This is a genomic window from Anatilimnocola floriformis (genome assembly GCF_024256385.1).
Classification (GTDB): domain Bacteria; phylum Planctomycetota; class Planctomycetia; order Pirellulales; family Pirellulaceae; genus Anatilimnocola; species Anatilimnocola floriformis.
On the sequence record NZ_JAMLFW010000002.1, the window covers coordinates 1,836,395 to 1,859,807 of the forward strand.

General features: G+C 59.2%; 15 protein-coding genes and 1 rRNA gene. 9 read left to right on the top strand and 7 right to left on the bottom strand.

Features of this window, described 5'->3' with window-relative positions; all coding sequences use genetic code 11:
- The first annotated feature begins 118 nt into the window (after positions 1–118).
- A complete protein-coding gene (locus M9Q49_RS31880; protein WP_254513366.1) occupies positions 119–532 on the top strand; it encodes an Imm1 family immunity protein in 414 nt (137 codons plus the stop codon).
- Between the two features lie 223 nt (positions 533–755).
- On the opposite strand, the gene M9Q49_RS31885 is transcribed toward M9Q49_RS31880, so the two are convergent.
- Positions 756–2,288 carry a prenyltransferase/squalene oxidase repeat-containing protein gene (locus M9Q49_RS31885; RefSeq protein WP_254513367.1) on the bottom strand — a complete coding sequence of 511 codons (1,533 nt, stop codon included), beginning with the start codon at positions 2,286–2,288 and terminating at the stop codon, positions 756–758.
- Between the two features lie 439 nt (positions 2,289–2,727).
- On the opposite strand from M9Q49_RS31885, the gene M9Q49_RS31890 reads away from it, so the two are divergent.
- The 3 genes from M9Q49_RS31890 to M9Q49_RS31900 all read left to right on the top strand — a co-directional run bounded on the left by M9Q49_RS31890 (position 2,728) and on the right by M9Q49_RS31900 (position 8,870).
- Positions 2,728–5,427, top strand: a complete 2,700-nt coding sequence (locus tag M9Q49_RS31890; protein WP_254513368.1) for a hypothetical protein — start codon at positions 2,728–2,730, stop codon at positions 5,425–5,427.
- Positions 5,428–5,497: 70 nt separating this feature from the next.
- Positions 5,498–8,227 carry a dockerin type I domain-containing protein gene (locus M9Q49_RS31895; protein WP_254513369.1) on the top strand — a complete coding sequence of 910 codons (2,730 nt, stop codon included), beginning with the start codon at positions 5,498–5,500 and terminating at the stop codon, positions 8,225–8,227.
- A 334-nt stretch (positions 8,228–8,561) separates the two neighbouring features.
- Positions 8,562–8,870, top strand: coding sequence for a hypothetical protein (locus tag M9Q49_RS31900; protein ID WP_254513370.1), 309 nt, complete (start codon positions 8,562–8,564; stop codon positions 8,868–8,870).
- An 18-nt stretch (positions 8,871–8,888) separates the two neighbouring features.
- Here M9Q49_RS31900 and M9Q49_RS31905 read toward each other — a convergent pair whose 3' ends face one another.
- Together M9Q49_RS31905 and hpt are read right to left on the bottom strand one after the other, a co-directional pair.
- Entirely contained in the window at positions 8,889–10,136 is a 1,248-nt protein-coding gene (locus M9Q49_RS31905; RefSeq protein WP_254513371.1) for a glycosyltransferase family 4 protein, read from the bottom strand.
- Positions 10,137–10,189: 53 nt separating this feature from the next.
- On the bottom strand, positions 10,190–10,717 hold the full coding sequence (gene hpt, locus M9Q49_RS31910; protein ID WP_254513372.1) for a hypoxanthine phosphoribosyltransferase: 528 nt from the start codon (positions 10,715–10,717) through the stop codon (positions 10,190–10,192).
- Between the two features lie 411 nt (positions 10,718–11,128).
- Here hpt and M9Q49_RS31915 point away from each other — a divergent pair, with 411 nt between their 5' ends.
- The 4 genes from M9Q49_RS31915 (at position 11,129) to M9Q49_RS31930 (ending at position 16,604) form a co-directional block, all read left to right on the top strand.
- Positions 11,129–11,713, top strand: coding sequence for a helix-turn-helix domain-containing protein (locus M9Q49_RS31915; protein ID WP_254507121.1), 585 nt, complete (start codon positions 11,129–11,131; stop codon positions 11,711–11,713).
- A gap of 19 nt (positions 11,714–11,732) precedes the next feature.
- Positions 11,733–12,341, top strand: coding sequence for a hypothetical protein (locus tag M9Q49_RS31920; protein WP_254507120.1), 609 nt, complete (start codon positions 11,733–11,735; stop codon positions 12,339–12,341).
- A 371-nt stretch (positions 12,342–12,712) separates the two neighbouring features.
- Entirely contained in the window at positions 12,713–13,966 is a 1,254-nt protein-coding gene (locus tag M9Q49_RS31925) for a hypothetical protein (RefSeq protein WP_254513373.1), read from the top strand.
- 214 nt (positions 13,967–14,180) lie between these two features.
- Complete coding sequence (locus tag M9Q49_RS31930) at positions 14,181–16,604, top strand: DUF1559 domain-containing protein (RefSeq protein WP_254513374.1); 2,424 nt, start codon at positions 14,181–14,183, stop codon at positions 16,602–16,604.
- 15 nt (positions 16,605–16,619) lie between these two features.
- Here the strand turns inward: M9Q49_RS31930 and M9Q49_RS31935 are convergent, their stop codons facing one another.
- From M9Q49_RS31935 to aroE, 3 genes are read right to left on the bottom strand one after another with little or no spacing between them, the layout of a single operon-like run.
- Positions 16,620–16,916 carry a hypothetical protein gene (locus M9Q49_RS31935; RefSeq protein WP_254513375.1) on the bottom strand — a complete coding sequence of 99 codons (297 nt, stop codon included), beginning with the start codon at positions 16,914–16,916 and terminating at the stop codon, positions 16,620–16,622.
- A gap of 18 nt (positions 16,917–16,934) precedes the next feature.
- Complete coding sequence (gene hemC / locus M9Q49_RS31940; protein ID WP_254513376.1) at positions 16,935–17,867, bottom strand: hydroxymethylbilane synthase; 933 nt, start codon at positions 17,865–17,867, stop codon at positions 16,935–16,937.
- A gap of 18 nt (positions 17,868–17,885) precedes the next feature.
- Positions 17,886–19,370, bottom strand: a complete 1,485-nt coding sequence (aroE, locus tag M9Q49_RS31945; protein WP_254513377.1) for a shikimate dehydrogenase — start codon at positions 19,368–19,370, stop codon at positions 17,886–17,888.
- Between the two features lie 170 nt (positions 19,371–19,540).
- On the opposite strand from aroE, the gene M9Q49_RS31950 reads away from it, so the two are divergent.
- Positions 19,541–21,250: an ATP-binding protein gene (locus M9Q49_RS31950; protein ID WP_254513378.1), complete on the top strand. Its 1,710-nt coding sequence runs from the start codon at positions 19,541–19,543 to the stop codon at positions 21,248–21,250.
- A gap of 243 nt (positions 21,251–21,493) precedes the next feature.
- On the opposite strand, the gene M9Q49_RS31955 is transcribed toward M9Q49_RS31950, so the two are convergent.
- A 16S ribosomal RNA gene (locus tag M9Q49_RS31955) occupies positions 21,494–23,017 on the bottom strand.
- Positions 23,018–23,413 lie beyond the last annotated feature (396 nt).

Below are 23,413 nucleotides of genomic sequence, written 5' to 3' on the forward strand. Positions count from 1 at the left end.
CTGAATTAGCGGCGGCAATGCCAGTGGTTGAATGCTTGAATTGATGGCGTTATCTAGTATACCGCTATGATCTTGGTTCAACGATCTATGACCGATGGCGAATGCCGAGAGCAGATAAATGCCAAATGCCGTTCTTGAATTTGAGATATGCGGCACGCATCATCGCGAAAAGATCGAGACTGTTGATGCGCTGGTGCAGCGTATTGAGCAGCTGGCAGCGGATGGAGTGAAAAACGGCAAGCTGTCGGCCTTCTCGGCGAGCATTTTCCACGAAGGTGAAGGCTGGCTGATCGTGGGGGTCGGCAAAACGGAATGGCTGCTGTGCCATAGTACGCTCGATCACGAAGTGATCACGTCGGTTGGTGATCGCACGGCAACTGGATTCGAGGCTTTTTACATCGGTGACTACAGCGAGATGTCGCGAAAGTATTTGGTATCTCGCGATCTGGCCGTGAAGGCGATCACACTGTGGATTGAAACAGCAAAGCTGAGTCCAGAGATCGAATGGACTGATGAAATATTTTGGGAATAGCGTTTTGCCCTGCTAGGTTTGCGGGCGATTAGAATGCACTCGTGGTACGTCAGCAGCAGAGGGAGAAGCCCAACCCAGCAAGTGTTGCCAGAGGCCGACTTGCATGTCTTCGGGCAACCGAGACTTCGGTACTTCGCTTCCAGCGCCCTTATTTGCCTTCACGCCCGGCTAGCTGACCTGCCGCAGATTTCAAATGGCGCAATAGCCAAGACTCGGCGAGTAATCACCAAAAATCCTCGATGCCGCGATAGCCATACAGCGGCATGTGGCGGTAATAGACTTCGAGGATCATCACCGCCAGCGCGGTGTCGCACAGGCGGCCGCCGGAGACGGTGTGATAGTCGGGGGTGTACCAGCTGCCGGCTTCGTGGCCTTCTTTGACTTGCAGGGCGACCAGGCGATCGCGGAGGCGTTTGTTCCAGGCCTCCCACTGCGGGCCGTCGAAGTGATGCAGGGCTTGCGTGGCGTAGTAGGTGAAGTAGAGATCGTGCAGGTCGGGGCCGCGGGCGGCGAGGCGTTCGATGCCGAGCTTCAGTCGTTCGTCGCTCCTCGGCCAGCCGTGGTACATGCGGCAGAGCAAACCGACGGCGGACGGCGTCGCCTGGTCGCCGCTGGTTTGATAGCCGTAGGTCGCGCCCTGTTCGCCTTGCACGCGGTCGAGAAACTCGTGAGCCCGCGGCACGGTGTATTCGGGAATTTGCAGGCCGGCGAGCTTGCCACTTTGCAGGGCCATTAGTTGCCAACCGAGCACGGTGGTATCGCCCGGTTGGCCGGGAAAGTATCGCCAGCCGCCGAGCGGATGCTGCACGTTCACGATGAAGTCGATGGCTTGCTGCGCGGGCTTTTGCAATTCGCGATCGGAAGTGAGGGCGTAGGCTTCGCAGAGCGCGAGCGTGGCCAGGCCTTGAGCGTACATGGTTCCTTCTTGCAGATCGGCGCCGCGACTGCTGGGGACGATTCGCGAGCAAAGATATTCCAAACCGCGATCGACGACCGTTTGATATTCGCCGCTGCGGTGGGTTTGTCCCGCACCGAGATAAGCGAGCAGCGCGAGCGCCGTGGCGGCCGTTGTCGATTGATGAGTGCCGGCATGCGAGCATTGGCCGGCGCAGGGCGTGCCTTTGAGATCGAAACTCCAGCCGCCGTCGCTGCGCTGATGCGCGGCGAGCCAAGCCAGGCCGAGTTGCACGGCGCGTTCGCTGGCGGGAGATCCGCCGCGAGCCCCGGCAAGACGATCGCGCGCGGCGGCAGTCAGGCGACCTTCGTAGCCGCCGCCAACTTTCAGGTCGGTCGCCGTCAGCATTTGGGCGGCGCTGGGAACGGTGGATTGTGGAGAGTGTGAAGACTGACTCGCAACGGCAGCAGGTTTATCTCCCGGCGGTAGCGCGGGGATTTCGAGCGTTACCACGGGATCGCCGGGAGTTACGGCGAAGATCTCTGCCGCGTCGGGCAAGAGAGTCGGGAACGCCTGCACGTCGGGTTCGAGCGGTAAGCCAATCGGTGTTTCGGGCGTGGTGAATGCCAGCGTCATTTCTTCGACGGGCGTTTCGTAAGGTTCGTGGAAGGACGACTCGAAATTGGGTTCGAATGTCTTGGCCGGAGCGACCGGCATGTGGTGCCAGAGCGAAGCCAGCACAATCAGCAGAAGCAAGTTGGCGGGAATGGTGATGAGTGTGGCCAGCGCCGTCCGCCGAGTCGCCGGGTCGAGCCAGGGCTGACGGCGGGAAGTTGCATCGCGGCTGGTAGGACGGACCATTGGTCCGTCCGAGGGGGGCGAGTTCACTGGTTTGGCTCCCTCGCTAACGCGTCGGGCAACCTTTTCATGGCGGTACCCGCTTCTCGGCCGGACCAATGGTCCGGCCTACGGGACGCGGGGGCGCGAAACTCTACCTCACGAAACGGCTACGAGCGGGAGACTGGGGTGTGGCCGTCCCTCTTTGGGGCAGGCTGGTCGGGCATTTCGTCGTTGTTTTCATGGCGTCTTCACTCAGGAAGGAGGCCGAATCGGTAAAACCGATATAAACCCTTCCGAATATGCCAGCGATTTCGTGAAGATTGCTGCCAGTTGCTCGCATCTTTGGGAGGCCCCGGATAAAGTGGTACGGAATCGTTCCTTTTGCCGCGGTCACGCAGGGATGCCTCCGAACCTTCGTTTTCGTGCTTTTCCCGTCATGCCATCTTCCCGAATTGCTGCCATGCGAAAAAACCGCCTTTCCGTTCAAAAAGGTCGCCAATCGAGCCAAAAACCGCGCCGAATGATGCTCGAAGGGCTGGAAAATCGCCTGGCGATGGCCATCGCTGGTTTGGCGGTGGCTGGCGACTCGTGGAGCGACGAATACGCCGCCGAATCGTACAACTACGGCCGCAACTGGGCCGAATTGCTGGCGAGCCAGCGGGGTATCAACCTCGGTGCGGCTGGCAACTATACGAGCGACAACCGCGGCGCCAACGGCACGGCATTTAACTGGGCCGAGGTCGGTGCTTCGTCGATCGATCTGCTGCTGCAACTGCAGGACATTAGCATTACCGATCAGTACACCGCGGGCGACGTGAGCCATGCCGTGCTGATGATCGGCAATTCGGAATTTGCCCCCGGCAGCGAAGCCTTCACCAAGATCGCCGACGGCACTTGGACGCAATCGCAAATCGACAGTACCGTGGCCTTCACGGCAGCGAGCGTGCAATCGGCCATCGCCGTGCTCACCGGCACGCCGATCAAAGCCATCGTCACGACCATTCCCGATCCGACGATGACGCCGCAAGGCCGCACGTTGTTCACTGATGCTGGCCGGGCCAAGGTCCGGGCTGCGGTCGACTTTGTGAATACCAAGATCAAGGAACACGCAGCCACGTATCACATTCCGGTGGTCGATCTGGCAGCACTTTCGACGCAGATTCTGGGTACGCCGGCCGCGCCAGCTGCCTCGCGAACGATCGGTGGCAATGTCTACACCACGACCGGCGGCACCTCGAAGACCAATCTCTTTATCTCTGGCGGCGTGCTGCCGCACACGGTCTTTCAAGCCTACGTGGCGAACGCAATCATCGAAGGTCTGAATGTTGCTTACAACGAAAACATTCCGCGCCTGACCGAACAGCAGATCGTGTCGCTGGCGGGACAAACCTACGGCGGTTCCGATACGTTCACGGTGAACTACAGCAACCTGGTGATCGTGCCGCCAGTGACGGTCTTCTTGAGCTATGGCAACACCGGCACGCCGAACGATTCGTTCACCGAGCGGATCAACGAATGGGCCAACGGTCGCGGCATTGCTCAGCTGACCTCGGATGTCGGCAGCACTCCCGGCGAACTGTCGATTCTCAAAGCCAACATTCTCAGCCGGCTGCAAACTGCCTTCGCCGGAACCGCGGTGAACTTCACTGCCGACTTACCGAGTGACACGCGTTTCGAAGCGATCAAGTTGGGCGTGCTCTCCGACAGCGTGCCGGGCGCGCTCACCAGCCGCATCGGCCGCAGCTCGTTCGACTGGCTCAACTCGAGCGAATCGAGCACGGGCTATGTGTTTGTCGACCTGGTCGCTCGCAACGATCCTCGCGGCGTGCCGAACTTCGATAATCTCACACTGTCGACGCTGACTCGCGCCGAGCAGTTGCGCTATATCGAAAACATCATGACGTTTTACATTGGCAACGAAGTTGGCCGCGGCATGGGCCTGCAAGCCTCCGATGCTTATGGCTATTCTTCGATCACGACCGCGAACGCAGCCAACACTGGCGGCGTGCAATATCTCGACTTCATGTCGGGCGATCCGGCCTTGGGCTTTAACGTTGGCGTGTTCAATGGCACGCCGACCTTCACCTATTCGCCGCTGGCCAAGGCCAAGCTGCAGTTTGGCCATTGGTTGACCAAGCCCAGCCTGGCGACGATTGCCGAAGCGGGCGCGGCTCACGCGACGGCTGCCACGGCGCAAACGCTGGCCCTGGTCAATTCATTGGCCCCGAGCCAACGCGTTGGCCTGGTGAAGGGCGCTGCCATTTCGCTCGGCGGCCAGGTGGATCTCTACAAGATCACCGGCGCTGTCGTCGGTGACAAGATCACCGCGCAAACGATTGCGGCGGGCGTGTATGGCAACGCGATCAACACCAAGATTCGCATTCTCGCCGCCGATGGCACGACCGTGCTCGCGACCAACGACGACACGCTGCTCGGCGCCAATAGCATCGGCCAGGCCGGCACGACGAACGTCAGCACCGATTCGCTGGTGATGAACTACGTCGTTGCTACCGCTGGCGACATCATCATCGAAGTCACCGCGGGCGCTGGCCAAACCGGCAACTACGACCTGATGGTCGCCAATACGGTGGTCAACAACTTCCCCTGGCACAACGTATCGAATCCGTTGAACGTTACGGGCAACACCACGGGGACGTTTGTGACGGCCTTCGATGCCATCACCATCATCAACGAGTTGAACAATCCCCAGATCATGAATCCGATCACCAACCAGTTGCCGGTTCCCAACGGCACGACGGCCCCGCCGCCGTATCTGGATGTGAGCCCGACTGGCACGCTGACGGCCTTCGATGTGATTCCGATCATCAACTACTTGAATGCGAATCCGCTCGGCGGCACGGGCCTCGAGTTTATTCCGTTCGACGAGAGCGCCGGCGAAGCCATCGAAACAGAATCGAGCAGCCAGTCGGTCAGCACCGCAGCCGCTGTGGCCTTGCCGCTGCAGTCGAGCAGCAGCGCGAGCTCGCTCGTGGCCAGCCCTTCGTCGAGTGGCGCGGTGAGCAATGTCGTCACGAATCCGCTCACTTGGCTCCTCCTCGCTCCAGTTGTTGGTGCGAGCGCCGAGACCGAAGAATCGAGCAGCGCGTCGAGCCAAGAGCACGCCGCAGCCCTCGCTGACCTCCTCGGCCTGGAATCGTAATCATCTTACTGGTAATTCCGGCGAAGCCTGGATAAAGTAGGGCTAAAACCACTATCTGGACGGTCGCCTCATGCCTAAATCTTTCTTCTCCCGCCGGCGGAATTCGCAACCTTCATCGCAGCAGCGTCGGAAGATGCTGCTGGAAAGCCTGGAAAACCGGCTGGCGATGGCCATTGCCGGGTTGGGCGTGGCCGGCGATTCGTGGAGCGACGAATACGCGGCTGAGACTTATAACTACGCCCGCAACTGGGCGGAGTTGCTGCGCAGCGAACGCGGCGTGAATCTCGGCGCACCGGGCGACTACTCCAGCGACACCCGCGGCGCCAATGGAACGGCGTTCAACTGGGCGGAAGTCGGCGCGACCGCCAGCGACATGTTGAATCAGATCCAGGATTTCAACATCATCGATCAGTATACGGCCGGCAATGTCAGCCACGCCGTCTTTATGAGCAGCAACGCCGACTTTGCGCCTGGCAGCGAGGCCTTCAACAACGTCGCCAGCGGCACTTGGAATAAAGACAGCTTCGAAGTCAGCTTCTTTATCATGAACTTTACGGAGCTGATGATCAGCTCCATGGCCAAAGAAAATCTGAAGACCATCGTCACCACCATTCCCGATCCGACGATGACTCCGGCCGGGAGCGCCATGTCGGATCCTGTCGGGCGTCAGCGTGTTCGCGATGTGATCGACGCTTACAACACCCGCATCAAGGCAAAAGCTGCCGAGCTGCACTTGCCCGTGGTTGATCTCGCCGCGCTGCAAACGCAGTTGCTCGGCACGGCGGCAGCGCCAGTGGCGTCGCGCACCATCGGCGGCAATGTGTACAACGTTTCGGGCGGCACGGCCTCTTCGAATCTCTTCATCGCCGGCGGCATTTTGCCGCACACGGTGTATCAAGCTTACGTCGCCAACGCGATTATCGAAGGGCTGAATGTTGCTTACGGCGAAAACATTCCGCGCTTGACCGAGCAGCAGATTTCGACGCTGGCCGGACGAACCTATGGCGGCACCGATACCTTCACGGTCAACTACAGCAATCTGGTGATCGCGCCGCCGGTGACGGTGTATCTAAGCTACGGCAGCACGGGCACCCCGAACGATGACTTCACCTCGCGCGTCAGCGAATGGGCCACGGCCCGCGGCATTGCGGCGCTCACTCCCGACGTCGGTTCCACGCCCGGCGAACTCTCGCAAGTGAAAGCCGCCATCCTCGCCAACCTGCAATCTAGCTTCGCAGGCACGGCGGTGAATTTCACCGCAGCCCTGCCGGCCGATCCTCGTTTCGAAGCCATCAAGCTCGGTGTCTATTCCGATGGCGTGAACGGCCCGCGCACGAGCCGCATCGGCCAGGGAACTTTCGATTGGCTTAACGCCGGCGATCAGAGCACGGGGTATGTCTTCGTCGATCTGATCACACGCAATGATCCGGGTGGCAAACCGAACTTCGACAACATCGATCTGTCGACCCTCAGCCGGGCCGATCAGCTGCGCTATCTGACCAATGTGATGTCGTTCTACATCGCCAACGAAGTGGGCCGCGGCATGGGCCTGCAGGCCGCCGATGCCTACGGCTATCCTTCGATCACCACTGCCAACGCGGCGAACACCGGCGGCGTGCAGTTCAACGACTACATGTCGGGCGATCCGGCCCTCGGTTTCGATACGAGCGTGTTCAATGGCACGCCGACGTTCACCTTCTCGCCGCTCGCCAAGGCCAAGCTGCAGTTTGGCCACTGGCTGACGACACCGAGCCTGGCCACCGTCGCCGAAGCAGCCGCTGAACACGGCACGACCGCGACGTCGCAACTGCTGGCGTTCGTCAATTCCTCGACCCCCAGCCAGCTGGTGGGAGTGGTGCGCGGCGCTGCGATCTCGGATGTCGGCCAGGCCGATCTGTATACGGTTTCGGCTGCAGTGGGCGACAAGATCACCGCGCAGACTTTTGCTGCCGGCGTCTATGGTGCGCCGATCGATACAGTCATTCGCATTCTCGCCGCCGATGGCACCACGGTGCTGGCCTCGAGCGACAATACGTTGCTGGGCAACAACAGCATCGGCCAGACCGGCACGACCACGGCCAGCACAAATTCGTTGGTGCTGAATTACACCGTGGCGACGGCGGGCAATATCTACGTCGAAGTCACGTCGAAAGCCAACGGCACTGGCGCCTACGATCTGATGGTCGCCAAAACGGTCACCAACAATTTCCCCTGGCACAATGCCTCGAATCCGTTGAACGTGACCGGCAATACCACGGGAACGTTTGTGACCGCCTTCGACGCGATTGCGATCATCAACGAGCTGAACAATCCCCAGATCATGAATCCGATTACCAACCGGTTGCCGGATCCCAATGGCACGACGGCGCCGCCGCCGTATCTGGATGTGAGCCCGAGCGGCACGCTGACGGCTTTCGATGTGATTCCGATCATCAACTACCTGAACGCGAATCCACTCGGCGGCACGGGCCTGGAATACGTCCCGTTTGAAGACAGCGCTGGCGAAGCAACGGAACCAGCAGTAGTATCGGTCGCGCCTCCCGCGGTAGCTCAGCCCGCGCCTGTCAGCAGCAACTCGGGATCGAGCACGACTTCCATCTTGCTGCCGTATCAAGCAACGAACAGCAACTCTTCGCCGGCAACTGCCACGACTTCCGCTGCTGTCAGCAGCGTCGCCAGCAATCCGCTGACCTGGTTGTTGCTCGCTCCCATCACCTCGACCGGCGAAGAAGCCGATGCAACGAGCGGCAGCAGCGAAGAGCACTCCGTAGCGCTCGAAGAGATTCTCAGCGAAGTCTAATTACTCTTCCGCCTTCCACTCCCTCGCCCCGGTACTCCGGGGAGAGGGCTGGGGTGAGGGGCCGAGCTGCGCGACACCCTCTTCTCTGAGTTGTTCTCAAAATAACTCTCATCTCGGGATGGTGTGTTGTCAATTTGAATACGCGTCTCCCGGCGCTCTCTCAGCGGTCATTTTTGCTTAAAACGCCGCAAAAATCGCGTTTTTCACAGCCGCCAGCTCCTCGCCGCGCAAACTTTCTGCCTCTGGCACAGCCCGTGCTTTTAAGGTCCTTCGTGATCGCGACAAGGTGTTGCGATCACGCCCACCTTCACTTGTCTGCTCGAGGAGATTCCCCATGTTCCGTTTCACTACCACTCGCATCACTTCTGCTGTCGCCCTGGTTGCTGCTCTCGCTCTCGGCGGCTTGTCGGCTGCTCCCGCACAAGCTGCCAACGGCTTTGGCAACCAGTTCAATCAGCATCACCACAACGGCCAGTTCAACAACCAGCGCAACTTCTACGGCAACAACGGAGGCGGCTTCAATGGTGGCAACTGGAACAACAACAACTACTGCCAACCCAACTTCCGCCCTGTCCAACGGCCGCCGCAACACAGCAGCTTTTACTTCCAAACGCCGAACTTTGGTTTCATCTTCGGCCGGTAGTTCGATAGATCCAGTGGATCACTTCCGGAGTCGCCTGGTTGCGAACCAAGTTCGCAGCCAGTGCGACTCGCTCGTTTCTTGCCGCGCGTAAGATGCTTTCGCCGCGTCGCCTAGACCCTTTCGCAGGTCTTCGTTCTCGATCAATCGCGAGATGCACTGCGACAGCGAACCGCGCTCAGCCGTCGCATAAAGCAAGCCGTTTTTCTCGGGTGTGATCAGTTGCCGATGTTCCGGCTGATCGCTGGCGATCACCGCCATGCCCGCGGCCAGGCCTTCGCGCAGCACCGTGCTCGTGCTTGGTTGCGGGGCGGGGGCGATGAGCATATCGGCGGCGGCGAGCAGATCTTCCCAATAGTCGAACGCGCCGGGAATGACGACTCGATATCGCAAATCAAGATCGCAGATCAGTCTGAACAGCGGCTCGCGATCGGGGCCGTCGCCGAGAATCCACAGCCGGGCATGCGGCCAGCGCTGCTGAATCGGAATCCAGGATCGCACCACGTTTTCCAAGCCGCGGTCGCGCTGCAGCGGCAAAATGCAAACCGCGATCGGCGCCCCGCCCACGACATGCAAATCGTGATTCACATTCACGAGCGCTTTGCGGGCCGATTCGCGCTCTTCTTCGCTCCGCGGCAAATGTTCCTGGCTGGCAAGCGGTGGAAAGACGTGGAGCTTGTCAGCCGAATAATTCGCCGCTTGCAGTTCAGCGGCTACAAACGACGAAGCCGCGACAATCGCCTCGGCCTGCTGACACTTCGCTGCAATCCGTCCGCCGAAGCGGGCTTGCCGTTGCCAGGCCACTTCGCCGTAATCGCCCGCTTCGGTCGCGCGCAAAACGATCGGCGGGCCCTTCGCGCCGAGCGAAATCAGCGCGGCATAAGCTTCGGCCCGCAGGCCTTGCACCACCACGCCATCGAACTGCGTTTGATTCTGCCGCAAGAATCGCGACAGCGAATACAGGTATCGAAGCATGCCCCAGCCAGGAGTCGCCGGCCATGGTAAACGCGTGAGGGGAATACCGCGCAGTGTGGTTCGCTCGGACCACTCTTTTTGCCAGCGCGCGGTAACCAGCGTTGGCCGCGCACCTTGCTCTTGCAGTTCGGTCGCGAGCCGCAGCACATCGCGTTCGGCTTCACCGGCGAGCGGCCACAAACGACGGCTGACAATGGCGATCCGCGGCGCCGTTTCGGCAGCCCCATTTTCTGCAGGCTCTGCCGAGAGAGATTCGCGCGCCGCGCGAGCGGGATTTGGCAGCGTGCCGGACATTCAGTTTCGCCGTAGCCACGATCGTCTGGCGAGCATGGCTACCAGCGCCGATGCTAGGCGTGATCGACCAAGTCGCTCTCTTCGAGCGCGGCCAGGTAGGGAAGATTGCGATACATGTCACGATAATCCAAACCGTAGCCTACGACGAACTCGTCGGGAATTTCAAAGCCCACATAATCGGGCCGCATAGTCACTTCCTGCCGGCCACGCTTCAGCAGCAGCACCGCGCTCTTGATCGACTTCGGCCGGAGCTCGTCGATCATCTCGATGACTTTTTCCAGCGTATGGCCGGTGTCGAAAATATCGTCGACGAGCAATACGTCGCGTCCTTCGACGTCGAGCATCATGTCGGAGTTGATCGTCAGTGTGCCGCGGGTGGTGCCCCCTTTGTAGCTGCTGGTTTGCACCACGCCGACGCGCATCGGCAGATCGAGCTTGCGCATCAGATCGGCCAGAAATACGATGCTGCCGGTCATGATCGCGATGACGGTCAGCGGTTTGCCCGCCTCCCGCGCACGAATGTCCTCGGCAACCTTATTAATAGAGTCCTGAATCTGCTGTTCAGTGACCAGAATCTTCACGGCAACACTCTCGGCTGAGGAAAAGAAGAATGGAGCATTGTAAAGTTCGCCAGCCACGCCGAAAAGTTGCCTGCCCGGCTATCTGTGTAGCCCTCACGCTCCGCGTGGTGTGCCACTGGCCAGAGCCAGTGCTGAGGTGGCGAGGGAACGGCGGTTGCTCGGCTCACCGGTGCCACTGGCCGTTTTGGCAAGAGGTTATCTGGCGAACTAACGGTCGTTTCACGCCAGCGGCGCTGTCGCGGTGAGAGCGACGGGAGGGCGAGGCTCTGTCACGCGACATAAAGTTATGCCGTTAATCGCGACACATAGTTTTGCCGTTAATCGCGACATAAAGTTTTGCCGGGTTGTGGGATTCGGTAGCATGAGTTCGTCTCGGGCGTCTGGTGAATTCGTTGCTGCGGAGATTCGATCATGCCTCGTGCTTTGGCTTTGGCGGTTCGGCGGGCGATTTGGCGACGATCTAAGAATGGGCAGTCGGTGGCGCTCATCGCCCAGGAGTTGGAGTTGTGCGAGCGGACGGTGAGGAGCTTTTTGCAGCGGTTGCGGGCGCGGGGCGAGGCTGCGTTGGCGGCCAATTATCAGGCGTGCGGCAGAGAGCGTTCGCAGGATGCGGAAGTGGTGCGGCGGCGAACATTGCGATTGCGTGAGCAGCATCGGCGCTGGGGCGCTGAGCGTTTGCGAATTGAATTAACGCGGTGGTTTGTTGCGGCTCAACTTCCCAGCACGCGCACATTGCAGCGCTGGTTGCGGACCACGCGGCCTGCGCCGAGTGGTCGTCGCCAGGGCACGCGCGTGACGCGAGCAGAGCAGCCGCACCACGTTTGGCAGATTGATGCTGCGGAGCAGAAGCGACTGGCCAGCGGCGCGCCGGTGTCGTGGTTGCGCGTGGCCGATGAGTGCAGCGGCGCGGTGCTAATGTCGTTTGTTTTTTCCCCTCGGTCACTTCACGCAGGTTCCCGTGGTTCGCGTGCAGGCCTGTTTGCGGCAGGTTTTTAGCGAATATGGAAGGCCGCACGTGATGCGTGTCGACAACGGCGCACCGTGGGGTTCGTGGAGCGATCTCCCCACCGCGCTCGCGCTATGGCTCATCGGCTTGGGTATTGAGATGCACTGGAACACGCCGCGCCGACCGCAGGAGAACGGCGTGATCGAACGAAGTCAGAGCCTGGTGAATACTTGGGCGGAACCGCGGCAGTGCCGAACTGTGCGTCAGTTTCAATCGCGACTGCGGCATGAAGATCGCTTGCAACGCGAAGTTTATCCCGCAATTCACAAGCAGCCGCGAGTCGTGGCGTTCCCCGAGCTGAAGCATTCGGGGCGCACCTACACGGCAGGTTGGGAACGACGTCACTGGAACTGGGACCGCGTGCTTGAGCATCTCAGCACCTATTGCGTGCCCCGTCGTGTCGATCAGTCGGGCAAGATCGGGCCGTATCACCGCAAGCTGTTTATCGGCGCCCGACACGCCGGCCGCGACGTGTACCTGAGCTTCGACCCCGATCGCTTGGAATGGCTGGTGACCGATGAACCAGGCAACCAACTGCGAGCGATATACGCCTCCGACTGGACTCCACACGCCGTGCGCACTCTCCAAGTGCCAGGGCCGGCGCAGCGTCGCAAATGAAAACACTGGCGTAGACAAGTGAACATGAAAGCTAGCTAGATCGGCAAAACTTTATGTCGCTATTAACGCGGCAAAACTTTGTGTCGCGTGACAGGCTCCTGCCGAGCCGCCGAGGTGGAATTGCGAAGGCCGCCAGCGACTGCTTTCGACCGGCGCGGCTCGGCGGGAGCCTCGCCCTCCCAAAGGCAGCGACAGCGTGAGCGGTTACCCGTTGGCTCGCTGACCCACCTCCCGTCGCCGATCGGCACTGGCCAACGAGCCAGTGGCACGCGAAAAATATCGTCAAGAAACTAGTGGACAACCAGCCACTACTCTCCTCTAGTGGGACGTCGCGTCGTGGATTTTCAGTTTCCCAAACGAGGAGCAGAGTCATGGCCGAGGATCAAAAAATCGAGGGGCAGAAACCTGACGGCAAGAAGCCAAAAAAGGAGAAGGACATCCTCAAGCCGATGCATGTCAGCGAGCGCGATAAGAGGATTTTTCACGAGGTGCGTGTCGACGGCCGATCGCAGACGGAGGTCGGCAGTAAGTACGGCCTCACGCAGCCGCGGGTGAGCAAAATTATCACGCGCGTCGAGCTTTGGTTGTCGCAGCCCGTCGCGAAGGATTTTGCCGAACTGCCGCGGGCCGATCGCCTGCGAGCCGCCGCGCGCCTTCACAAGATGCGACTCGAAAAAATGTACGACGAAGCTCTCTCGGCGTGGGAGGCGTCGCGCAAACCGCGGACCATTCGCAAGACGAAAATGGTCAAGGGCGAGTCGGTTCCCGACCCTGAAGTGCAATCGCAAAACGGCGACGCTCGGCTGTGGAAGTGCGTGATCATCGCGATGAAAGAGCTGTCGGCGTTCGAGGGTTTCAATGGCCGCGGCGAGGTCGATGCCTCGACGGCAGGCCGCGTGTGGGAACCGGTGCTGAAAGACGAAGCCGTGAATCGCGAAGTGAAACGCCGCACGATGCTCGGCATGTTCGACTCGCCCGGCGATGAAGGAATTCTGGGAGCGTGGGGGAATGAGATGGCAGCGCGCAATGCGCAGCTTGCTGCCGAACCGGCTGACGCTGGTGGAATCAATCCATCGACGGCGAGCGATGATCGCGCGGAGGAATATCAATCGGCCTGCGACCACGGCTCGGCGGGAGCCTCGCCCTCCCTGAGCGACGACTGTGTAGAAGTTTGCGACCCACCCGTTAGTGGCTGTTATAAAAGGTTATACGAAAACGGCAGTGAATCGACGAAAAGTGTTGAACAACAATGCGTTACGACGAAAGAAAAAAGTGATAACCTGTTATATATAACAGGGGCAGTCGCCGGGAGGGCGACGCTCCCGCGGAGCCGCGCCGGTGAACCAGCCGCCGCCGGTGGAACCAATCCATCGAGCGGGAACGGCGATCGAGCGGAAGCAACTCGAGCGGAGGGAAATCAACCGGCATTCGACCACGGCTCGGCAGGAGCCTCGCCCTCCCGAGAAACGCCCGCCCAGGGAACGCCGTTCCGGCAATTCCCTTCGCCGGAATTCATGGCGCGAAATTCCGGCATGCCGATCGTCACCATTCGCCAAATGACGCCACCCTCGAAACGAGAATTCGGCATGCCCTATCCGCCGTCCCTTAGTGAAACGTCTGGCTGACGCGGCGCGGTTATGACTCCGATTTTGGCTGGTCTCATTAGCCGCCGGGCGCTAGCCCCCGGCTTTGAATGAGCTGTAGAGCCGGGGGCTAGCGCCCGGCGGCTGATTCGTCGGAGCGGAATTTAGGTCTAACCGGAGACTAGTCGCCAGGGGCGGTTTCACCCGCTACCTTAAGGGGCGGATTATTTACCCATTGAATGTAGAGGGCCAGATCATGATGGGCTTTGGGGCTGCTGAACTCACAATCATGCTGATGTTCTTGGGAGGCTTCGGCCTGCCGCTGGGAGTGCCGCCGGCGCCCGAGAATCCAGCCATGCATTACGTCGCGCCGGAGAAGTGCGTGCTGTACTCGAGTTGGGCTGGCATGGCCACGCCCGATGCGTCGAGCGCCAATCAAACGGAGCAGCTCTTTGCCGAAGCTGAGATTCAGGAATTCGGCAAGTCGCTCGAGAAGACCATTGGCTTGGCCGTGCGGCACTTCGCGCAGCAAAACGGCGATCCCAAAGCCGACCTGATGGCAAAGGTGATTCCCAACTGGACGAAGACAGTTATCACGCGGCCGGCGGCGGTCTTCGCCACGAAGATCGAAATGGCTGGCGGCAAGCTGGCCTTCGAAGGTGGGCTGTTGCTCGATGCCGGCGCGACCGAAGCGCCGCTCCTCGCCGATGGTCTCATTCAAATGATGAAGTCCCCCGACCATCCGCCACAGATGGTGAAGATCGGCGCGGTGCAAGTCGCGCAGTTTGCGCCGCTCAAAGGTTCGCCCGTGGAAGCCGAGATTTCGATCGGCGCTGCAGGACCGTATGTGCTGATTGGTTTCGGCAAAGGTTCGGTCGCTGGCATGATGGACCGCGTCCGCGCGAAGCAAGTGCCGGCCTGGCTGGCTGCGATCGGCACGCGCTTGCCCGTCGAGCGCCGCGCCAGCATTTCCTACCTCAATACCAAAGCGATCTCGCAGGCCTTTTTGCCACTGGCTGGTCCCGATGGCGAGAAGGTAGCGAAGGCGCTCGGCCTCGAGCAGATTGGCGAATTGGTGTCGGTCACCGGGCTGGATAAGGACGGCATGGTCAGCCGCAGCTTGCTCAAGATCGACGGCAATACGACGGGCCTCCTCGCGCTGATCGATACGGCAGGGATCAAAGCCGAGCAGGTGGCGTTCTTGCCGAAGGATGCGACGTTTGCCACGGCGTTCACGCTCAACACGCAACAGGTTTACAGCTTTGCGGCGCACCTGGTTTCGCAACTCGATCCGAACGGCGGCGAAGAATTCGAAGAGATGGCGAAAGGCTTTCGGCAGAATTTCGGCATGCGATTGCAGGAAGATGTGCTGGCTTCGCTGGGCGAAACGTGGACCCTGTCGATGTCGCCCACCGATGGTTTGCTCGGCGTGATTGCGACCGTCGAAGTGAAAGACCCGATCAAGCTGAATCAATTTGTCGAGCGCGTTACGGGCATGTTCAGCGATGGTCCGCCAGGGGCTGCTCCACGGATCGATACCGCACAGTTCCAAGGCAACGCGATTCGCAGCGTAGCCGTGCCCGGCATGCCGTTTCGGCCGGCCTGGTCGATCTCGGGCAATCGCTTGATCATCGCCCTCGCGCCGCAATCGATCAAAGCGCAGCTCGGGGCGAAGGCGACCGAAACCGGGCTGTTCAACACGCCCGCATATGCTGCGGCCTTTCAAGGTGATTCGCGCGTGATCGCGCTCTCGCATCAGGACTCGGCGAAGATTTTTGAAACGACCTACGGCTATCTGAATATGTTTTTGCCGATGATGCTCGACGCCCGGAGCCCGTTTGACGAAGGTCCACCGACACCGCAATTCTTCGACTTCGCCACGTTGCCGTCGTCGCGGTCGATTCATCGCCACTTGCGGCCGAGCACGTCGATCACCAAGCGCGCGACCGACGGCATTGAAACGGAGTCGCGACAAACGTTTCCGACGCTGAACGTCGGCACTTCGGGGCCGATCGCGGTCGCACTGCTGTTGCCCGCCGTGCAAGCTTCGCGGGCGGCGGCGCAGCGGATGCAATCGTCGAACAACCTGAAGCAGCAGATGCTGGGGTTGCTGAATTATCACGACACGTTTCTGCACATGCCGCCGGCGTATAGCGTAAGCAAGGACAAGGACAAGAAGCCGCTGCTGAGTTGGCGCGTACACATCCTGCCATTCGTCGAGCAGCTTCCGCTCTACGAACAGTTCAAACTTGACGAGCCGTGGGATAGCCCGCACAACATCAAGTTGCTCGACAAGATGCCGCAGGTTTATCGCTCACCGGGAAGCTCGGCTGCGCCGGGGAAGACGACTTACCTGGCCGTTGGCGGCCCGAAAGGCATGCTGGGCAAGCCCGACGCCATGGGTCGTGGAATCACGCTCGCCGCCGTCACCGACGGCACGTCGAACACGGTCGCCATTGTCGAAGCGGGCGATGGGCGAGCGATCGAATGGACCAAGCCCGACGAATTTGTGCCGGAAGAAAAAGATCCGATGAAGGGTTTGGCGGGGCCGTTTCCAGGCGGTTTTCTCGCCGCGTTTTGCGATGGCCACGTGCAGTTCATCAAACTCAAGATCGACCCAGTCAACGTGTGGCGTGTCTTTGACCGAGACGATGGTCAGCCGTTTAACATTGATGATTAGAAGGAATCGAGTGTGTCAGCAGGTGTAAGGGCTGCGCACGATGATGCGATCGGGTTTGCGGCGGTAGATCAAGCCGCTGGTGCGGGCGGCTTGTTCGATGGCGTCGAAGTCGCCGGCAGAGAATTCGATGTCGACGGTGTGATAGAGCTTGTAAGGGAAGTCTGGCCGGTCGAGCAGTTCTTCCTCGCCGATTTGTTCGGCGGGAGGAATGCGGAGGTCGATGAGTTGCCCGTCGGACATTTTCCAGCGGGCGGCAAGTTCATGATCGCCCGTGGGATTTAATTTGCGGAGAAACTCAGCCCATTGAGACATGCTGGCCTCGCGAAGTTCTCAAGCATTGCCACGGGCGGCGGTGATCAACTCGGTGGCGCCGCGGCTGAGCAGGTCATCGGCGACGCGTTGGCCAAGGAGCGCGGCATCGGAGGCTGGGGCAGTTCCCGTGGCGGTGAGTTTGGCCGTGCCATCGGGATGAAGCACGACGGCATCCATCTGCAGCAAGTTCTTTTCGAGCCGCGCCCAAGCGCCGACCGGCGCGAGGCAACCCGCGCGAAGAGAGTTCAGCAGCGTGCGCTCGGCAGTGATGGCAGCGAACGTAGTGGGATGATTGAGTGGCTGCAGCAGTTGGCGGGTCGTGGTGTCGTCGGCGCGTGTTTCCAAACCGAGCGCGCCCTGGCCGACGGCGGGGAGCATGACTTGGGGTGGAATGATGTAAGTAATGCGATCGGCGAGGCCGAGGCGCGAGAGTCCCGCTTGCGCGAGGACGATGGCGTCGTAGTCGCCGGCGTCGAGTTTTTTCAAACGCGTATCGACATTGCCGCGGATTTCGAGGAGTTTCAGATCGGGGCGTTGATTGAGAAGCTGTGCCCGCCGGCGGAGACTGCCGGTGCCAATGCGAGCTCCTTCGGGCAATTCATCGAGCAGCCGAAACGGCCCGACGAGCACATCGTTCACACTTTCGCGAGCAGGCACAGCGGCGATCGCCAGTCCCGGCACTTCAGCAGTCGGCAAGTCTTTCAGGCTGTGAACTGCGAGATCGATCTCATTGTCGAGTAGAGCGCGCTGGATTTCTTTGGTGAAGAGTCCTTGTCCGCCGATCTGGCCGAGCGGACCGGTCTTTACATCGCCCTGGGTGGTGATGTGGATCATCTCGACTGCGATGCCCAGCGCGGCGAGTCGCGCGGAGACCCATTCGGCTTGCCAGCGTGCGAGAGGACTCGAACGCGTGCCGAGACGAATGCGCGGCTGACTACTGCTGACTCCCATTGGATCCGTCCGACCTTCCTATGTCTTCGCGGCGCTAATCGCGCGGCGGACTACTTGCCGCATCAATTCCAGGGGCGCGGGCTGACCGGTGAACAGCTTGAACTGCAGCGCGGCCTGGCCGACGAACATGTCGATGCCGGTGATAGTATGACTGCCGATTTCGCGGGCCTGTTTGATGAGGAGCGTTTGCTCCGGATTGTAGACCGTATCGAAGACGGTCATTTCGTGCGTCACGTGCCGCGTATCGAAGGGCGTTTCGTCGACGACCGGATGCATGCCCACCGGCGTGCCGTTGACGACCAGTAGCGGCCGAATGGTGTGTCGGTTTTCCCATGGTACGCTGCGAGCTTGAAAGGCCGCAGCAAGTTGCTCGGCCTTTTCATCGGTGCGCGAAGCGATCACCACATCGGCGGCGCGGCGTTTGAGGCCATAGACCAGTGCTCGCGACACGCCGCCGGCGCCGAGGACCAGCATCGTTTTGCCGTTGAGGGCTGGGTTGTTTTCGTCACCACCGAAGGCTTGATCGATGCAGGCCATGGCAGCGCGATAGTCGGTATTGAAGCCGGTCGCGCCTTCGGGCTTGAAGACTACCGTGTTGCAGGCGCCGATTCGTTGCGTCGCTTCATCGGCTTGCTTGATGTGCTTGAGAATTTCCTCTTTGTGCGGAATGGTGACGCTCAGACCTTTCACGCCCAGCTCGGCACAATCGGCGAGGAACGACGGCAGTTGATCGCTCGAGACGCGGAACGGTAGATAGACCTTATTCAATTTCAAATGAGCAAAGCCGGCGTTGTGAATGAGCGGGCTGAGGCTCTGCGCGACGGGGTCGGCCACGACGCCGTAGAACTCGGTGTCGGCATTGATCTGCTCGTAGCGATAGATCTCTTTCATCTGCTGAAAGCTGAGTTGCCCCGGCGCGAGCGCCCGCTCGGCATGAAACGTCGCATAGGTGAACGGAGCGCCGAAGCGCTTGGCGAGCACGCGCGACGGCGTGCCGATTTCGCCCATGCCGATGGCCACGGTGGGGATCTTACTATCGCGGCAGAGCCGCAGAAGGCGAAGGTTGTCGTGGGGATGATTGACCATCGTGGCAATCTTCACCACATCGGCATCGAGGGCCGCGAGTCGAGCATGCAGACCGGCGAGATCTTCGGGCGTTTCGCGAAAATTGTGATAACTGATAATCCGCTTTGTTTTGCCGAAACGCGGAATCTTGCTGGCGATGTCTTCTTCGAGATCGACATATTCAATGCCGGCGACAATCGCTTGTCGCAGCAACATCTGTCGTTGCTCTTCGCTGTGCGCCCACTTGCCGCCATCGGCTTCGCGGCGGCAGGTGATAACAACCGGGCAAGGCCGTTCCGGCAGCAAGCGGTTGAGATTGACTTTGCTTTGGACGTAATCGAGCCGCAGCTCGACAAGCTTTGCGCCAATCTCGGCCAGGTGTTTGTGCTCGGCAATCAAGTAGCGGTGGCGGCCGCGGCCAATACTGACGCAAATCATGAAAGAAACACCCGAGCAGAGCCCCCTACGGAGAAGGGCCAGGTTGCAAATTCCAGAGACCGTAAAGTTGGATTAAGTGTACCACGCCGATCGCCTTTTTTCAGGGGATTTCGAGTTGCTGACGATTCGCCTCTCGTCGGCGGTTTGTCTCTTCCCTTAGAATGCTCGCTATGGCAACGCTGTTCGTGATGCAAGGCCGCGATCGCGGCAAACGATATGAGTTGAAACCGGGTTATCCGCAAACCTTGGGGCGGGACGAGTCGAACCGCATCCAGTTGGCGGACAACGAAGTTTCGCGCCGGCATGTCGAGGTGCGCGACCATCTAACTGCCGATGGCAAGCACGCCGGCTACGACGTTGTCGATCTGCAAAGTTCCAACGGAACTTATGTCAACGATCAACGGATCGCGCTGCATCAGCTGCGCACTGGCGATCGTATTCTCATCGGCCGTTCGCTGTTGCTATTTACGGAAACAGCATCGGGTACGCACGAACAGCTATCGAATCCCGTCGACATTGTCGGCACCGCTCGGGCGAACAGCGAATCTCGGATTGTGAAATCGATGGGCCGCGAGCAAGGGAGCATGCTCCTCTCGCCGCCGTCGGCACTCGATAGCCCTTGGCTTGCGCGGGCTCGCAGCAATTTGCAAATCATGTATCGAACGGCGCTCGCCGTTAGTCACACGCTCGATATTGATCAGCTGCTGCAGCGGATTTTGGAACTCATTTTTGAATGGGTCGAAGCCGATCGCGGCTGCGTGATGATCGTCGATCAAGAGACGGGCGAATTGACGCCCACGAGCAGCCGAAATCGGACTGGTTCGAAAAGTGACGAGCGGCTGAGCGTGAGCCGGACGATTCTCGATTATGTGATGGAGCACAAAGAAGGTGTGCTCACCAGCGACGCCCGCGAAGATCAGCGGTGGGACCAGGCCCAAAGTATCGTGCAATCGGGCGTGCGCGAAGCGATTTGCGTTCCGCTGCAAGGACGATACGGAACGGTCGGCGTCATTTATATAGACACCTACACGCCGCCGGCTCAGGTCCTGACTAAAAAATCGAACCGTTTTAACGAAGAACACCTCAAACTGATGGTCGCCATCGGCCATCAGGCGGCATTGGCGGTCGAAGATACGTCGTATTATTCTGCGATGGTGCAAGCCGAACGCCTGGCCGCGGTCGGGCAAACCATCGCGACGCTCTCGCATCACATCAAAAATATCCTGCAGGGCATTCGCGGCGGCAGTTATTTGATCGAAGAAGGGCTGAAAGTCGGCGAAAACGATGTTGTTCGTCGCGGATGGCGGATTGTGGAGAAGAATCAGGAGCGGATTTCTGCCCTGGTGATGGACATGCTCACGTACAGCAAGGATCGCGAGCCCGATTTGCAACGGGCCGATTTGAACGAAACGGTCGCCGATGTCGTCGAGCTCATGACCACGCGCTCGCATGAGGCCGGGGTCGCGCTGCAATTCAGCCCGTCGGCTGATGTGCCGTTGCTGATGTTCGATGCCGATTTAATGCATCGGGCCATTTTGAATATCGTGACGAATGCAATCGACGCCTGCGAAAAGCGGGATGCAGCCCGGGTGACGCTGCGGATCAATTATCAAAAATCCGAAAAGACGACCGACATCGTGGTCGAGGACAACGGCGAAGGAATCGCGCAGGACGACATCGAAAAGATTTTTTCGGTTTTTGAATCGCGCAAGGGTTCGCGCGGCACCGGCCTGGGGTTGCCGGTCAGCCAAAAAATCCTGGAAGAGCACGGCGGCTCGATCCGAGTCGAAAGCAATCTCGGCGTGGGCAGCAAATTTATTCTGACGCTGCCGGCCAAACTTGCGAGCCAACCCGTGACGAGCGAAACGCTCCGGGGATAAGTCTTCTTCGCTAGTTGAACTTCAAGTTCGCCTGGCAACGCTGCGAGAATCTCCGCAACGAAAGTCGCGGTCAAGAAATAAAAAAACCCGCCCAGGTTGGCTAACCTGGGCGGGTTTATCAATTCAATTTGGTTGGATTGTCAAATAGGCTCAAACGAGCTGTTTCTGACTGACCTCTCACAACATGAGTCTATGTGCACTTGTGTTATTCGACGGTAAGTACGAATAACGGATATTCCTTAGAAAGGAGGTGATCCAGCCGCAGGTTCCCCTACGGCTACCTTGTTACGACTTAGTCCCAATTACGGAGTTCGCCTTAGGTACCTTGCTCCTTGCGGTTGCGACAGTACTTTTGGGCGCCCCCCATTTTCGTGGCTTGACGGGCGGTGTGTACAAGGCTCAGGAACACATTCACCGCGGTATGCTGACCCGCGATTACTAGCGATTCCGGCTTCATGCAGGCGGGTTTCAGCCTGCAATCCGAACTGGGGCGCGATTTTTGCGATTTGCTGGCTCTCGCGAGTTTGCATCGCTTTGTGCGCGCCATTGTAGGACGTGTGCAGCCCTAGTCATAAAGGCCATGAGGACTTGACGTCATCCCCACCTTCCTCCGGTTTAACACCGGCAGTCTCCTTAGAGTCCCCGACATTACTCGCTGGTAACTAAGGACAAGGGTTTCGCTCGTTAAGGGACTTAACCCGACATCTCACGACACGAGCTGACGACAGCCATGCAGCACCTGTGCAAAAGCTCCCTTGCGGGCACTCTCTCCTTTCAGAAAGATTCTTAAGCATGTCAAGACTAGGATAAGGTTCTTCGCGTAGCCTCGAATTAAGCCACATCCTCCACCGCTTGTGTGAGCCCCCGTCAATTCCTTTGAGTTTCAGCCTTGCGACCATACTCCCCAGGCGGAGCACTTAACACTTTCGCTACGACCGAAACCCTGTGCAGAGCTCCGGTCCAGTGCTCATCGTTTACGGCTAGGACTACCGGGGTATCTAATCCCGTTTGCTCCCCTAGCTTTCGTTTCTCAGCGTCAGAAGAGACCCAGTGAGCCGCCTTCGCCTCTGGTGTTCCTGATGATATCAACGCATTTCACCGCTCCACCATCAGTTCCGCTCACCTCTATCTCCCTCGAGCCCGACAGTTTGAAGCGCAATTCCTCGGTTGAGCCGAGGGCTTTCACACCTCACTTGTCGAACCGCCTACAAACTCTTTAAGCCCAGTAAATCCGAATAACGTTTGGGCCTCTCGTATTACCGCGGCTGCTGGCACGAGATTAGCCGGCCCTTCCTCCAAGGATCGGTCAATATAATGGGTGAACCCACTACAATTTCCTCCCCTTCGACAGCGGTTTACAACCCGAAGGCCTTCATCCCGCACGCGGCGTCGCTCGGTCAGGCTTGCGCCCATTGCCGAAGATTCTCGACTGCAGCCACCCGTAGGTGTCTGGGCAGTGTCTCAGTCCCAGTGAGTGGGGGCACGCTCTCACGCCCCATATCCGTCTTTGCCTTGGTAAGCCGTTACCTTACCAACTAGCTGATAGACCGCAGGCTTCTCCTAGGGCGGAATCACACCTTTGATCCGGAGATATCATCTGGTATTACCGGCAGTTTCCCGCCGCTATCCCAGACCCCAGGGTAAATACCTACGTATTACTCTCCCTTGCGCCACTAACCATAATATTGCTACCATGGTCCGTTCGACTTGCATGCCTAATCCACGCCGCCAACGTTCATTCTGAGCCAGGATCAAACCCTTCAATTGTTTATTTGCTTACTGGATGGCATTGCAAACTTTCATTTGCAACACTTCACCAGTTTTAATAGCCAATCTTCTGTGGTTTTAGCTGGTTTTGCAACTTGGTCAAAGTTGCGATATAGCCAAAAATTCCATAGCCTCATGTAACTGCTGCTTATACAACAGCGACTACAAGAGTCATGAATTCTTTGCGTCTTTGACTCTAACGAGTCAGAAACTCAAATGAATTTTGAAGAGGTCACCAACCAAATTGTCAAAGATCAAACTTTCAAAGCTGCGAATCCGCAGGTCGCAACCGACCACGATTCACAACAGATTTCTCCACCACTGCTGAATGACCGAAGTCAAGGTTCCTCAGCGGCGAGTCACGTATCTTACTGAATCTTAGATTCAGGTCAACAG